At 66.0% G+C, this 13378-nt stretch carries 15 protein-coding genes; 5 read left to right on the forward strand and 10 right to left on the reverse strand.

Annotation, left to right across the window (positions count from 1 at the left end; genetic code table 11):
• Positions 1 to 319: 319 nt before the first annotated feature.
• From H0X95_RS17095 to H0X95_RS17105, 3 genes are all read left to right on the forward strand, one after another.
• A complete protein-coding gene (locus tag H0X95_RS17095) occupies positions 320 to 1531 on the forward strand; it encodes a ribonucleotide-diphosphate reductase subunit beta (RefSeq protein WP_006476978.1) in 1212 nt (403 codons plus the stop codon).
• A gap of 82 nt (positions 1532 to 1613) precedes the next feature.
• The gene (locus H0X95_RS17100) at positions 1614 to 1940 is read left to right on the forward strand and encodes a hypothetical protein (protein ID WP_077021886.1); all 327 of its coding nucleotides are present in this window, start codon (positions 1614 to 1616) and stop codon (positions 1938 to 1940) included.
• Positions 1941 to 1968: 28 nt separating this feature from the next.
• Positions 1969 to 2619 carry a histone H1-like DNA-binding protein gene (locus tag H0X95_RS17105; RefSeq protein ID WP_006490719.1) on the forward strand — a complete coding sequence of 217 codons (651 nt, stop codon included), beginning with the start codon at positions 1969 to 1971 and terminating at the stop codon, positions 2617 to 2619.
• 230 nt (positions 2620 to 2849) lie between these two features.
• Here the strand turns inward: H0X95_RS17105 and H0X95_RS17110 are convergent, their stop codons facing one another.
• From H0X95_RS17110 to H0X95_RS17155, 10 genes are all read right to left on the reverse strand, one after another.
• Positions 2850 to 3323: a glycine zipper 2TM domain-containing protein gene (locus H0X95_RS17110; protein ID WP_196446123.1), complete on the reverse strand. Its 474-nt coding sequence runs from the start codon at positions 3321 to 3323 to the stop codon at positions 2850 to 2852.
• 19 nt (positions 3324 to 3342) lie between these two features.
• On the reverse strand, positions 3343 to 4281 hold the full coding sequence (locus H0X95_RS17115) for a carbohydrate kinase family protein (RefSeq protein WP_006490717.1): 939 nt from the start codon (positions 4279 to 4281) through the stop codon (positions 3343 to 3345).
• 85 nt (positions 4282 to 4366) lie between these two features.
• Positions 4367 to 4870, reverse strand: a complete 504-nt coding sequence (tpx, locus tag H0X95_RS17120; RefSeq protein WP_006476975.1) for a thiol peroxidase — start codon at positions 4868 to 4870, stop codon at positions 4367 to 4369.
• 71 nt (positions 4871 to 4941) lie between these two features.
• Positions 4942 to 6339: a DUF3426 domain-containing protein gene (locus H0X95_RS17125; RefSeq protein ID WP_059721671.1), complete on the reverse strand. Its 1398-nt coding sequence runs from the start codon at positions 6337 to 6339 to the stop codon at positions 4942 to 4944.
• 45 nt (positions 6340 to 6384) lie between these two features.
• The gene (gene prmA / locus H0X95_RS17130) at positions 6385 to 7287 is read right to left on the reverse strand and encodes a 50S ribosomal protein L11 methyltransferase (protein ID WP_059721670.1); all 903 of its coding nucleotides are present in this window, start codon (positions 7285 to 7287) and stop codon (positions 6385 to 6387) included.
• 2 nt (positions 7288 to 7289) lie between these two features.
• Positions 7290 to 8657, reverse strand: coding sequence for an acetyl-CoA carboxylase biotin carboxylase subunit (gene accC / locus H0X95_RS17135; protein ID WP_006490723.1), 1368 nt, complete (start codon positions 8655 to 8657; stop codon positions 7290 to 7292).
• A gap of 85 nt (positions 8658 to 8742) precedes the next feature.
• The gene (gene accB / locus H0X95_RS17140) at positions 8743 to 9216 is read right to left on the reverse strand and encodes an acetyl-CoA carboxylase biotin carboxyl carrier protein (RefSeq protein WP_006496751.1); all 474 of its coding nucleotides are present in this window, start codon (positions 9214 to 9216) and stop codon (positions 8743 to 8745) included.
• A 66-nt stretch (positions 9217 to 9282) separates the two neighbouring features.
• Positions 9283 to 9735 carry a type II 3-dehydroquinate dehydratase gene (gene aroQ / locus H0X95_RS17145; RefSeq protein WP_011350880.1) on the reverse strand — a complete coding sequence of 151 codons (453 nt, stop codon included), beginning with the start codon at positions 9733 to 9735 and terminating at the stop codon, positions 9283 to 9285.
• A 194-nt stretch (positions 9736 to 9929) separates the two neighbouring features.
• Positions 9930 to 10481: a TlpA family protein disulfide reductase gene (locus tag H0X95_RS17150; RefSeq protein WP_006491130.1), complete on the reverse strand. Its 552-nt coding sequence runs from the start codon at positions 10479 to 10481 to the stop codon at positions 9930 to 9932.
• 7 nt (positions 10482 to 10488) lie between these two features.
• A complete protein-coding gene (locus H0X95_RS17155) occupies positions 10489 to 11133 on the reverse strand; it encodes a hypothetical protein (protein WP_059721669.1) in 645 nt (214 codons plus the stop codon).
• A gap of 246 nt (positions 11134 to 11379) precedes the next feature.
• On the opposite strand from H0X95_RS17155, the gene mpl reads away from it, so the two are divergent.
• Together mpl and H0X95_RS17165 are read left to right on the forward strand one after the other, a co-directional pair.
• Complete coding sequence (mpl, locus tag H0X95_RS17160) at positions 11380 to 12765, forward strand: UDP-N-acetylmuramate:L-alanyl-gamma-D-glutamyl-meso-diaminopimelate ligase (protein WP_006489410.1); 1386 nt, start codon at positions 11380 to 11382, stop codon at positions 12763 to 12765.
• Positions 12762 to 13331, forward strand: coding sequence for a YqiA/YcfP family alpha/beta fold hydrolase (locus H0X95_RS17165; RefSeq protein ID WP_006489407.1), 570 nt, complete (start codon positions 12762 to 12764; stop codon positions 13329 to 13331). Before mpl ends, H0X95_RS17165 begins: the two co-directional genes overlap by 4 nt.
• Positions 13332 to 13378: the final 47 nt, after the last annotated feature.

Here is a 13378-nt window from a genome sequence, read left to right on the forward strand (position 1 = left end):
GACCGATCGAGGTTGCAGTGTGCGCCGCTCTCAACTAAAAAAATGATAAGGAATCTGTAACGCGACACCTGCGTTGCAGGCAGTGACAAGCGATCGAAACAGCCCCGACGGCGTCGCGTTTCGATCAGCGTTCGATGCGTCGAGCGCACCTCGCGATACAAGCGCGACTCACATCGCGCGCTGCATGAACGACGATGCGTTGCTCAAAGTGTTGTATCGAGGTCGCAACGCGAATCGAAAAAAGGATTTTTCGTGAGCGAACCCTTTTATCGCTCAGGAAAAGATGGTACAAACCGTTCTAAATTGATGGTGAGAATTTATGCTCAACTGGGATGACGAGAAGACTGCCGTAACCCCCGCGAGCGGAGCGCAGCAAAACGCGATGCGCACCTCCGCCGGGATGGCTGTCGGAATGCAGGCTGCAACGCCTGCCGCCCATCAGGTCCGTGACATTTTCGAAGGCGATCTTGCGGTGCCGCCGCAAGCATCGGCTGTTCCCGCCGGCGGTACGGAAGCGCGGGTCAATGTCGCCGACAAGCGCATCATCAACGGCCAGACTGACGTCAATCAGCTGGTGCCGTTCAAGTACAAGTGGGCGTGGGAAAAGTATCTGGCCGGTTGCGCGAACCACTGGATGCCGCAGGAAATCAACATGTCCCGCGACATCGCACTGTGGAAGGACCCGAACGGTCTGACCGAGGACGAGCGCCGCATCGTGAAGCGCAACCTCGGCTTCTTCGTGACGGCCGACTCGCTCGCCGCGAACAACATCGTGCTCGGCACGTACCGCCACATCACGGCGCCCGAGTGCCGGCAGTTCCTGCTGCGCCAGGCGTTCGAGGAAGCGATCCACACGCACGCGTACCAATACATCGTCGAATCGCTCGGCCTCGACGAAGGCGAGATCTTCAACGCGTATCACGAGGTCACGTCGATCCGCGCGAAGGACGAATTCCTGATCCCGTTCATTCATACGCTGACGGACCCGGCCTTCAAGACCGGCACGCTCGAGGCGGATCAGAAGCTGCTGAAGTCGCTGATCGTGTTCGCCTGCATCATGGAAGGCCTGTTCTTCTATGTCGGGTTTACGCAGATCCTCGCACTCGGCCGCCAGAACAAGATGACGGGTGCTGCAGAGCAATATCAGTACATCCTGCGCGACGAGTCGATGCACTGCAACTTCGGCATCGACCTGATCAACCAGATCAAGCTCGAGAACCCGCATCTCTGGACCGCGGAATTCCGCGCCGAGATCCGCGAGCTGTTCAAGCAGGCTGTCGAACTCGAATACCGCTACGCCGAAGACACGATGCCGCGCGGCGTGCTGGGTTTGAACGCGTCGATGTTCAAGAGCTATCTGCGCTTCATCAGCAACCGCCGTTGCCAGCAGATCGGCCTCGATCCGCTGTTCCCGAACGAGGAAAACCCGTTCCCGTGGATGAGCGAGATGATCGACCTGAAGAAGGAACGCAACTTCTTCGAGACGCGTGTGATCGAGTATCAGACGGGGGGCGCGCTGTCCTGGGAATAACCCGCAGCAGCGAACCCGTTACATGATGGAGCAGCCGGTGGCCTCTCGGCCCCGGCCCAAGGTTTAGGAGCAAGAACGCCTGATGCAAAGCATGCCCGGTGCCTTAACGGCCCAACGATACGACAGGCACTTTGCGAACCCTTCAGTGGGATGGGCAAACTTCCCTCCGGAAAAAGCGGACGGCCATGTGGCGGTCCGCTTGATCAAGCGATTAGGGGTAGCGGCGCGAGGTGCGCCGGCTACCGACTTGATTTGGCGCGCGAGGCCGGGTGGCCACGCGCGCCATACCGTATTCATTAGCGTAAGCGCGCGGTATCTGCGTACGCCGATGAATAGCCCGCTTCGAAGCGCACGTCCTGAACAGCGTCCGCGGGAAGCGGGTTTTGACGAAGGGTGTAGTTTGAACTGACTCTCATCTGAACCTGAAGGAGAACAACATGGCTACTGCCAAGAAGAAACCGGCTGCTAAGAAAGTTGCTGCCAAGAAGACCGTTGCGAAGAAGGCTGCTGCTCCGGCGAAGAAGGCCGCAGTGAAGAAGGTTGCTGCGAAGAAGGTCGCGGTGAAGAAGGTTGCCGCGAAGAAGGCAGCACCGGCGAAGAAGGCCGCTGCGAAGAAGGTCGCAGCCAAGAAGGTCGCAACGAAGAAGGTTGCAGCCAAGAAGGTCGCCGCGAAGAAGGCAGCACCGGCTAAGAAGGCCGCTGCGAAGAAGGTTGCCGCCAAGAAAGTCGCAGTGAAGAAGGTTGCTGCGAAGAAGGCCGCACCGGCGAAGAAGGCTGCTGCGAAGAAGGCCGCACCGGCGAAGAAGGCTGCTGCGAAGAAAGCCGCGCCGGCGAAGAAGGCTGCAGCGAAGAAGGCCGCGCCTGCGAAGAAGGCTGCAGCGAAGAAGGCTGCGCCCGCCAAGAAGGCTGCCCCTGCGAAGAAGGCTGCCGCACCGGCGAAGAAGGCTGCTGCTCCGAAGAAGGCCGTCGTGAAGAAGGCTGCACCGGCAACGACCGCGTCGACCGCATCGGTTGCGCCGGCATCGGGCGTGAAGACCGCGCTCAACCCGGCAGCGGCATGGCCGTTCCCGACCGGCAGCCGTCCGTAATCGCGGCTGAGCAGCATCACCCGGGCACTCACGTGGTGTCCGTGGGTTGAGTAGCGCTACTCAATCAATCCCGCCATCTGGCTCAGGTGGCGGGATTTTTTTCGTCCGCATGGATCATCGATCGGCTGGCCGACGCGTGCGTGGACGAAAGCGCGCGGACGAAAAAAAACGCATGTGCGGCTTCGCACATGCGTTCGACCGCGGCTTGCGCCGCGTGCTGAGGATGCCGGTTAGTGCGTGACGCGCGTGACGCCACCGCTCGACAGCAGGCGCACGCGCTCGCCGGCGCGGAACGCTTCGCCGCTTGCCGCCTGCGTGATCGAGCGCAGATCGCCGTTGTCGAGGCGCACGGTGATTTCGACACCGTTCGCGGTGCTGAGGTTTTCGCCGACTGCGTTACCCGCGACCGCACCGACGAGGCCGCCGGCGATCGCCGTCAGGATCGAGCCTTTGCCGCCGCCGATCGCGCTGCCCGCGACCGCGCCGAGGGCGCCGCCGCCGAGCGTGCCGATCGCGCTGCCGCCGCCGTCGGACTGGATGCGCACCGCGCGGACGCTTTCGACCGTGCCCATGCGGACCGTCTGTTCGCGCTGCGCCTGGCCGACGCTATAGACATCCGCCGAGCCGGGTGCCGTGAAGCAGCCGGCGAGGGTCAGCGCGGCCGTCAGCATGGCCGCGAGCGTGAGGGTTTTTTTCGTCAACATCTTTGCTCTCCCACAATATTCATTTGAGACTGTAACCGAATGCAGTCTCGAAGCGTGCGTCGATTTCGGCGCGCGTCAGTACGTAAGTCTGGGGCCCTTGATGGGCGATCTTGAGCGAGCCCATCAGGCTCGCGAGGCGGCCGGTGGTTGCCCAGTCGAGGCCATGCTCGATGCCGTACAGCAGGCCGCCCCGGAAGGCGTCGCCGCAACCGGTCGGATCGGCGATGCGCTCGGCCGGTACGACCGGAATCTGCTCCGCGCCCTGCTTGTGGCGGATGGTCGCGCCGTGCTCGCCGCGCGTGATGACGAGGGCGTCGACCCGGCTGGCGATTTCATCTTCGGACCATCCCGTCTTGTCGCTCACCAGCTTGGCCTCGTAGTCGTTGACCGCGACATAGGTCGCAAGTTCAATGCTGCGGCGCAGCGTCGCACCGTCGAACAGCGGCAGACCTTGGCCCGGATCGAACACGAACGGCACCCCGGCCTTGGCGAGCTCTTCCACGTGCTGGACCATCCCGTCGAAGCCGTCCGGGCCGACGATCGCGAGCTTGATGTCCGGCGCGTCGCCCGCATGGTTCAGGTGCGACTGCATCATCGCGCCCGGGTGGAACGCCGCGATCTGGTTGTTGTCGAGATCGGTCGTGATCATCGCCTGCGCGGTGTACGTATCGGGCAGCACGCGAACGTGGTCGCGGCGCAGGCCGAGCTGGTCGAGCCGGTCGAGATACGGCTGTGCATCCAGCGCGCCCATCGTGCCCATGATGCGCGCATCGCCGCCGAGCAGGTGCAGCGCGTACCCGATGTTGCCCGCGCAGCCGCCGAATTCGCGGCGCATCGTCGGCACGAGGAAGCTCAGGTTGATGAGGTGCACCTGGTCGGGCAGGATGTGCTCGCGGAACCGCCCTTCGAAGGTCATGATGGAGTCGTAGGCGATCGAGCCGCAAATCAGCGTAGCCAAGGTGTGCGTTCCTGTAGAAATGAGGGGCCCTGCGCGACAACGCCGCGCGAAGGGCGCGGCGCGGCAGGGGAAAGCGGAAGAAAGCTTACTTCAGTGCGGCGAGCGCTGCATCGTAGTTCGGCTCGTCCTTGATTTCGCCGACGAGTTCCGCGTGGATCACCTTGTCCTGCGCGTCGAGCACGACCACTGCGCGTGCGGTCAGGCCGTTCAGCGGGCCGCTCGTCACGTCGACGCCGTACGCGTTCGCGAACGCGCGGCCGGTGCGGAACGTCGATGCCGTCACGACGTTCGCGAGGCCTTCGGTCGTGCAGAAGCGCGTGGCGGCGAACGGCAGGTCGGCGGACACGACGATCACCACGGTGTTGTCGAGCGACGACGCGGCTTCGTTGAACTTGCGGGTCGACGTCGCGCAGGTCGGCGTGTCGAGGCTCGGCACGATGTTCAGCACCTTGCGCTTGCCGGCGAAGCTGGCGAGCGACAGGTCGGCGAGGTCCTTGCCGACCAGCTTGAAATCGGCGGCTTGCGCGCCGACGGCCGGGAACGTGCCGGCGAGATCGATCGGGTTGCCACCCAGCGTAACTTTGCTCATGTTCGTGCTCCGAAATAGCGCGCCGCTCGGGCGCGCGGGTTGAGACGGGCGCGCAAGCGCGCCGCGGCGCGTCACGGATAGAAGATCTGGACGCGGAAATTCGAGGCGGGCGTGCCGTTCGTTTCGAGGCGGACGACCATCGTCTGCGTCGTGCCGGGCGGCAGCCCGGCGTCGATCGGCGTGCCCGGGCGCACGTAGTCGCGCGGCGCGAGCACGCGGCGCACGGTGACGTGATTGGTATCGTCGAGCAGCGTGAGTTCGAGCGACGGGTACGCGAGCGCGACGCGGTAGCGGTTCGTCAGCGGCACCTTCAGTTCGAGCTCGCGCGGGCCGTCGAGCTGGCGCAGGTCGGTCGCGTCGAGCCGCAGGCCGTCGATCGCGCGCGGCGGCGTGACCGTGCAGCCGAGCGGCGCGCAGGCCTGCCGGAACCAGCCTTGCGTGACGGGCCAGTAGATCATCAGCGTTTCGCGCTGCCACCACGCCAGTTGCACGGCGAGCAGCCCGAGCAGCGCGGCCGCGACGAGGCCGCCGACAAAGCCGCCGAGCATCCCGCGTCGCTGCGGCGCGCGGGTCTCGCGCGTGACGGCGAAGTGTGGACGATCGTCATCGGCCAGTGCGGCGGGGAACGGGACGGCCGGTTGGACGGCCGGTTGGGCGGCCGGCCGGGCTGCCGGTTCATCGGCCGCTGCCGCGGTCGGGCTGGTGTCGTGCCGGGCGAAGGTATCGGGTTCCGATGCGGTTTCGGCTTCGCTGACGGCCGGTGCGGGCGTGAACGCAAAACGCGGTTCGCGCGGCGCGTGTTCGTCGTCCGGCGCGGCGAAACGCGCGTGACCGACAGGTTCGGCGGGTTCAGCCGCGGTGTCCGCTTCCGACGGAGGACGAGCGACGAAGCGGGGCTCGCGCGGATCGCGCTCGACGGGCGCGTGCTCGGCCGCTTCGGGTTCATGCGGTTCGTGCCGCGTGTGCGGCGAATGCGGTTCGGCCGGTTGCTCGACGGCAGTCGACGAATCCAGCTCGGCCGGCGAGGACGCGAACGGTGCGGGCGTACCCGACAGATGAACGACGCCGGCTTCCGTGGACGGGAGCGCGACCGGTATCAGCGGCTCGGTGCGCACGGTCTCGACGCTGTGCTGCAGCGACGGATCGACGCCGGCGTCGAGCCACGGCGCCCACATGTCCCAGCCTTCCGGCTTGTAGTCGGTGCCGGTCGGCAGGCCGGAAGGCGGTGCGTCGGCGGCGAACAGCCGGGCCGGCACGGCCTGCGGCTGCGCCTCACTGTCGCCCGGCGCGGCAGCCGGTTCGGTCAACGCCGGCTCGGGCTGCTGCGCGTACTCGGGAACGAGCGATTCGGAGGCGTTGAAGACTTCGTGGCAATGCCCGCAGCGCACGAGCCCCTGATGCAGCGCGAGCTGTTCCTGCTGCAGCCGGAAGACGGTTTCGCAATGAGGGCAGCGCGTCGCAAGAAGCATGTCGAGCCGGGCGGCCTGCTGGCCAGAGTGAAGGACAGCGCTATTCTAATGGCTTTCGCGGCGGGTTCCGGCAAGGCATACCCAGCCTTCGTGTTCGCGCCAGACCGAGATGTCGACGTAGCGCGCATAAACGGCCGCGACTTCGTCCGCCTGGCGCGCGAGCACGCCCGACAGCGCGATGCGCCCGCCCGGCTTGACCTTCGATGCGAGCATCGATGCCATCAGCTTCAGCGGGTTCGACAGGATGTTCGCGACGACGATGTCGAATTCGCCGTCCGGGCATGCATCGGGCAGCCCGTACGTGACCTCCGCACGGTTGCGTTCGCTGTTCTGGCGCGCCGATTCGACCGCCTGCGGATCGATGTCGATGCCGATCACGGGGGTCGCCCCGCATTTCTTCGCGAGGATCGCGAGAATGCCCGAGCCGCAGCCGTAGTCGAGCACCGACTGGCCGGGCTTCACCGACTGCTCGAGCCACTCCATGCACAGACGGGTGGTGGGGTGGCTGCCGGTGCCGAATGCGAGGCCGGGATCGAGTTCGAGGACGAGCGCATCGGGGTCGGGCGCATCGTGCCACGACGGCACGACCCAGATCCGTTCGCCGATCGGGATCGGCTCGAACTGCGACTGCGTGAGCCGCACCCAGTCCTGCTCCTCGACTTCGCGCACGACGAACTGCGGCGTTTCGGCGAGGCCGATCTCGTTCGCGGCCGCCGCGAGCAGCACGGCTGGCTCATGGTCGGCCGACAGCAGCGCGACCACGCGCGAGTGCTGCCACGCGGTGCGATCCGGCACGAGGCCCGGCTCGCCGAAGAGCGGCTGTTCGTCGGGCGTGTCGGCGTCGGCGTCTTCGACGGACACCGACAGCGCGCCGAGATCGAGCAGCGCGTCGGACAGGGCCTCCGCATGCTCGCGGGCCAGTTCGACGACGAGTTCGCGATAACTCATGCTTACGCTTCTTCCGGTGCGACCTGCTGCTTCTGCGCGAGCCGGTTTTCGAGGTAATGGATGCTGGTGCCGCCTTCGACGAACTTCGAGTCGATCATCAGCTCGCGGTGCAGCGGGATGTTGGTCTGGATGCCTTCGACGACCATTTCCGACAGCGCGATGCGCATCCGGCGGATCGCCTGTTCGCGCGTCGCGCCGTAGGTGATCAGCTTGCCGATCATCGAATCATAGTTCGGCGGCACGAAATAGCCATTGTAGGCGTGCGAATCGACGCGCACGCCCGGGCCGCCCGGCGTATGCCACGACGTGATCCGGCCCGGCGACGGCGTGAACTTGAACGGATCTTCGGCGTTGATCCGGCATTCGATCGCGTGTCCGCGGAACTGGATGTCGCGCTGGCGCAGCGTGAGCTTCTCGCCGGCCGCGATGCGGATCTGTTCCTGCACGATGTCGACGCCCGTGATCAGCTCCGATACCGGGTGCTCGACCTGCACGCGCGTGTTCATCTCGATGAAGTAGAACTCGCCGTTTTCGTACAGGAATTCGAACGTGCCCGCACCGAGGTAGCCCATCTTCTTGCACGCGTCCGCGCAGCGGTCGCCGATACGGTCGATCAGGCGGCGCGGAATGCCCGGCGCCGGCGCTTCCTCGATCACCTTCTGGTGGCGGCGCTGCATCGAGCAGTCGCGCTCGCCGAGCCAGATCGCGTTCTTGTACGCGTCCGACAGCACCTGGATCTCGATGTGGCGCGGGTTCTCGAGGAACTTCTCCATGTACACCTGCGGGTTGCCGAACGCACGGCCGGCTTCCTCGCGGGTCATGTTCACCGCGTTGACGAGCGCGGCTTCGGTGTGCACGACGCGCATCCCGCGCCCGCCGCCGCCGCCGGCCGCCTTGATGATGACCGGATAGCCGATCGTGCGCGCAATCTTGACGATCTCCTTCGGATCGTCCGGCAACGCGCCTTCCGAACCCGGCACGCACGGCACGCCGGTCTTGATCATCGTCTGCTTCGCGGTGACCTTGTCACCCATCATGCGGATCGTTTCCGGGCGCGGGCCGATGAACGTGAAGCCCGACTGCTCGACGCGCTCCGCGAAATCGGCGTTCTCCGACAGGAAGCCGTAGCCGGGGTGGATCGCCTCGGCATCGGTGACTTCCGCGGCGCTGATCAGCGCCGGCATGTTCAGGTAGCTCAGGTTCGACGGGGCCGGGCCGATACAGACGGCTTCGTCCGCGAGGCGCACGTACTTGGCTTCCTTGTCGGCTTCCGAGTAGACGACCACCGTCTTGACGCCGAGTTCGCGGCACGCGCGCTGGATGCGCAGCGCGATTTCACCGCGGTTGGCAATGAGGATTTTTTCAAACATAGCGAGTATTCGTCTCTTCGAGGGGCGCGCGAACGGCGCCTGGCGAGCATCGGCGGCGCGCGGCCGGCAGGGCCGCGCGGCGGGCTTAGCCGATCACGAAAAGCGGCTGGCCGTATTCGACGGCCTGGCCGTTCTCGACGAGGATTTCCTTGATCACGCCGGCCTTGTCCGACTCGATCTCGTTGAGCAGCTTCATCGCTTCGATGATGCAGATCGTCTGGCCTTCCTTGACCGTGTCGCCGGCCTGCACGAACGGGTCGGCGCCCGGCGACGGCGCGCGATAGAACGTGCCGACCATCGGCGACGTCACGACGTGGCCCTGCGGAGCGGCCGGTGCGGCGGCGGCGCCGGCGGCCGGCGCGGCAGCGCCTTCGGTCGGCAGCGCGACCGACGGAGCGGGCGCGCTGACTTGCGGGGCATACCCAGCCGTCGGCTGCACGTAGACCGGCGGCGCGTTCTTGACGATACGCACCTTGCCTTCGCCTTCCGTCACTTCCAGCTCGGAGATGCCGGATTCGGAAACGAGGTCGATCAGAGTTTTCAGCTTACGAAGATCCATCGGGAATTCCCCTTTCAATACGTGAAAGCGCCGGTTAGGGGCCGGCGCTGAATCTAGATCGCGAAATCAGCCGCGCGACGTGCCTTGCAGCTTGTCCAGCGCGTACTCGAGCGCGTACAGATAACCTTTCCAGCCGAGCCCGCAGATCACGCCTTCGGCCTGGTCGGAAAAGTAGGAGTGGTGCCTGAACGCTTCGCGGCGATGCACGTTCGACAGGTGAACCTCGACGAACGGGATGCCAACGCCGGCGATCGCGTCCCGGATCGCAACGCTCGTGTGCGTATACGCGGCCGGATTGATCAGGATGAAATCGGTCTGTTCCTCCCGCGCGGCCTGGATGCGGTCGACCAGCGCGCCTTCATGGTTGCTCTGGAACGACGACAGTTCGGCGCCGGCTTCCCGGGCGCGCGCGGCAAGCGCCTGATCGATCTGCGCGAGCGTGACGCGGCCGTACACCTCCGGTTCCCGGGTGCCGAGAAGGTTCAGGTTAGGGCCGTGCAACACCAGCAATCGTGTCATGGTCGCTTCTATTTCTGCGGAATTGCGCGAACTTTAGCGCTATTTAGAGAAATTTGTCTAGTTTTGCCGAACGGCCAGACGCGTCGGACCTGCAAGAATTACCGGTGCGAACGCAAAGTATCGGCGAATTCCTGCGAAATTGCGGCGATCGACCTGCAAATCGCCGGCAACGCGCGGGCCGCTGTCCGGGCCGATTACAGCGCGTCGAGCGTCTTTTTCAGCTCGGCCGGCTGGATTTGTCCTAATTTTGTCTCGCGGATCTTGCCGGTTTCGTCGATGACGACGGTAAACGGCAGCGCGCCGGCGGTATTCCCGAAATTACGGGCCAGATCGGCGCCCGCGTAGCCGCTGACGAACACCGGATAGTCGACCTTCACCTTCTGCAGGAAGTTCTTCACGTTCTGCTCGGAATCGACGCCGATCCCGACGAAACGGATGCCTTTCTGCTTGTACTGGTGCGACAGCGCGACCAGTTCGGGCATCTCCTCGACGCACGGGCCGCACCACGATGCCCAGAAATTGACGACGACCTTCTGGCCCTTGAAGGCGGTCAGCGTCGCCGGCTTGCCGTCGACGCCGGTGAGCGACGACGCCCACAGCTGCTCGACCGGATTGCCGTGGGCGGTCGGCGCGGCGACGGCGACACCGTCGTCGGCCGTGCCGCGGAACCAGTGACCGGCGGCGACTCCGCCGGCGACGGCGGCGGCCGCGACCACCGCGAGCGCCAACATGCGTTTCATCATCATCGTTGAATCATTCCGGTTCGGAAGGGGCCTTGCCTGCCGCGACGAGCGCGCGCAGCGCGGCGGCGTCCGCGCGGGCGACGCGGCCGCGCGCGTCGGCCTTCACCGCGCCGCGCAGGTCGTCGCTCGCATACAGCGCGAGATGGATGCCGATCGCATCCACGTCGCGCCGCGGGCGCCACAGGAAACTGAGCGTCTCGACGTCGCCGCGGCCCGCGAAATGCCGCGTCTCGGATACGTCGTACTGGACGTTCTGGTTCAGCAGGTAGATCGCGACGTCCTTCGGGTTGTCGGTGAATGCCTGCAAATGGATATCCGAATGCGCGTTCGCGGTGCCGTTCAGCACGGCGCCCGTCACATAAGGATGGAACTCGGCGAGCCGGCGCATCCAGTCGAGCGCGATCTCGCGCAGGCGGCGCAGTTCGTCCGGCTGCGTGTCGCTCTGGAACAGCGCGAGGTACTCGCGCAATTCTTCCTCGATCTGGTCGTTATCCGGCAGCCATTCGCCGGCAACGCGCGAATCGCCCAGCAACTGGCGCGCGGCCTTGCGTTTCGCGCCGGCGTAGTCCAGGCCGTCCTCCGCGATCAGGCGGGCGGCGGACTGGGCGATTTCCTCGCGGACGCGCCGCGGATCGACAAGAGGTTTGCGAGACATGATCCGGCAATCATACTCGATCGTCGCGGCGCCCGAGCACGGGTGCGGCGGCCCGCCGCCCGAGGGCGCCGGCGCCGTTCGCGCGCATCGTTCGGGTCGCCGGGCATCGCAGGCCGTCAGTTACAATAGTGTCCTTTGTGTCGCGGCAAGGTCGTGGGCCGGGCGCCGGCCGCACGGCCCGTCCGGCGCGACGCACACGCATCCTTTCCGAATCGACGGCGCCCGGCGGCGCGAAAGCATTCATCTATGCACATCCATATTCTTGGCATCTGCGGCACCTTCATGGGCGGTCTCGCCGTACTCGCACGCGAGGCGGGCCACACGGTGACGGGTTGCGACGCGGGCGTCTATCCGCCGATGAGCACGCAGCTCGAGGCGCAGGGCATCACGCTGATCGAGGGCTACGGCGCCGAGCAGATCGACCTGAAACCGGACCTGTTCGTGATCGGCAACGTCGTCACGCGCGGCAACCCGCTGATGGAGGCGATCCTCGATCGCGGCCTGCCGTACGTGTCGGGCCCGCAGTGGCTCGGCGAGCACGTGCTGGCCGGCAAATGGGTGCTCGCGGTCGCGGGCACGCACGGCAAGACGACCACGTCGTCGATGCTCGCGTGGCTGCTGGAGGACGCCGGGCTCAACCCGGGCTTCCTGATCGGCGGCGTGCCGTTGAACTTCGGCGTGTCCGCGCGGCTCACCGATTCGAGCTTCTTCGTGATCGAGGCCGACGAGTACGACACGGCATTCTTCGACAAGCGCTCGAAGTTCGTCCACTACCGGCCGCGTACCGCGGTACTGAACAACCTCGAATTCGATCACGCCGACATCTTCCCCGATCTCGCCGCGATCGAGACGCAATTCCATCATCTGGTACGCACCGTGCCCGGGGTCGGCCGGATCGTCACGAACGGCCGCTCGGATGCGCTCGAGCGCGTGCTGGCGCGCGGCTGCTGGAGCGAGGTCGAGCGTTTCGGCGTCGACGGCGGCTGGCAAGCGCTGCCGGCCGAGGACGGCGTGCCGGTCGACGAGCGCTTCGCGGTGTATTCGCACGCCGAGCGCGTCGGCGAAGTCGCGTGGCAGGTGCAGGGCGACCACAACCGGATGAACGCGCTCGCGGCGATCGCCGCCGCGCGCCACGTCGGCGTGCCGCCCGCGCAGGCGGCCGTTTCGCTCGCATCGTTCCGCAACGTGAAGCGCCGCATGGAAGTGCGCGGCAGCGTCGACGGCGTGACCGTCTATGACGATTTCGCGCACCATCCGACCGCGATCGACACCACGATCGCCGGCCTTCGTGCGCGCATCGGCCGCCAGAATGCCCGCATCCTCGCCGTGCTCGAGCCGCGCTCGAACACGATGAAGCTCGGCGTGATGAAGTCGCAATTGCCGGCGAGCCTCGCCGATGCCGATCTCGTGTTCGGCTACGGCGCGCCGACCGGGCGCGACGCGCTCGGCTGGAATCTCGCCGAAGCGCTTGCGCCGCTCGGCGACCGCGCGCGCGCATTCGACGATCTGCATCTGCTGGTGAAGGCGGTGGTCGAGGCCGCGCGTCCGGGCGACCACGTGCTCGTCATGAGCAACGGCGGCTTCGGCGGCGTGCACCAGAAGCTGCTCGATGCGCTCGGGAGCCGCACGTGATCCTGTATCTGCACGGCTTCCGGTCGTCGCCGGAATCGCAGAAGTCGCGGCTGCTCGCCGCGCGCATGGCCGAACTCGGCCGCACCGGCGAGTGGCGGTGCCCGTCGCTGTCGGTGTCGCCGCTCGAGGCGATCGCCGTCGCGGAAGCCGAGGTCGCGGGTGCCCGCGACGTCACCGTGATCGGCAGCTCGCTCGGCGGTTATTACGCGACATGGCTCGCCGAAAAGCACGGCTGGAAGGCCGTGCTGCTGAATCCGGCGATCGTGCCGCAGCGCGATCTCGAGCAGCATCTGGGCGAACAGCCGCTGTGGCACGGCGGCGGCACGATCGTCGTCGAGCGCCGGCATCTGCACGAACTCGACGCGCTGCGCGTGCCGGCGATCACGCGCGCCGACCGCTACTATTTGTTCGCGGCGACCGGCGACGAAGTGCTCGATTACCGCGAGATGCTGGCCCATTACCCGGGCGCGAAAACCCGCGTGATCGACGGCAGCGATCACGGGATCAGCGAATTTGCCGACTATGTCGACGACGTTCTCGCGTTTTGCGACGGAAAGACGTCTTAACCGGCCGCGTGCCGATCGAATCCCCATCATCATGCGGCGCCGCCGAC

The organism is Burkholderia sp. 9779_493 (assembly GCF_015712215.1).
GTDB lineage: Bacteria > Pseudomonadota > Gammaproteobacteria > Burkholderiales > Burkholderiaceae > Burkholderia > Burkholderia cenocepacia.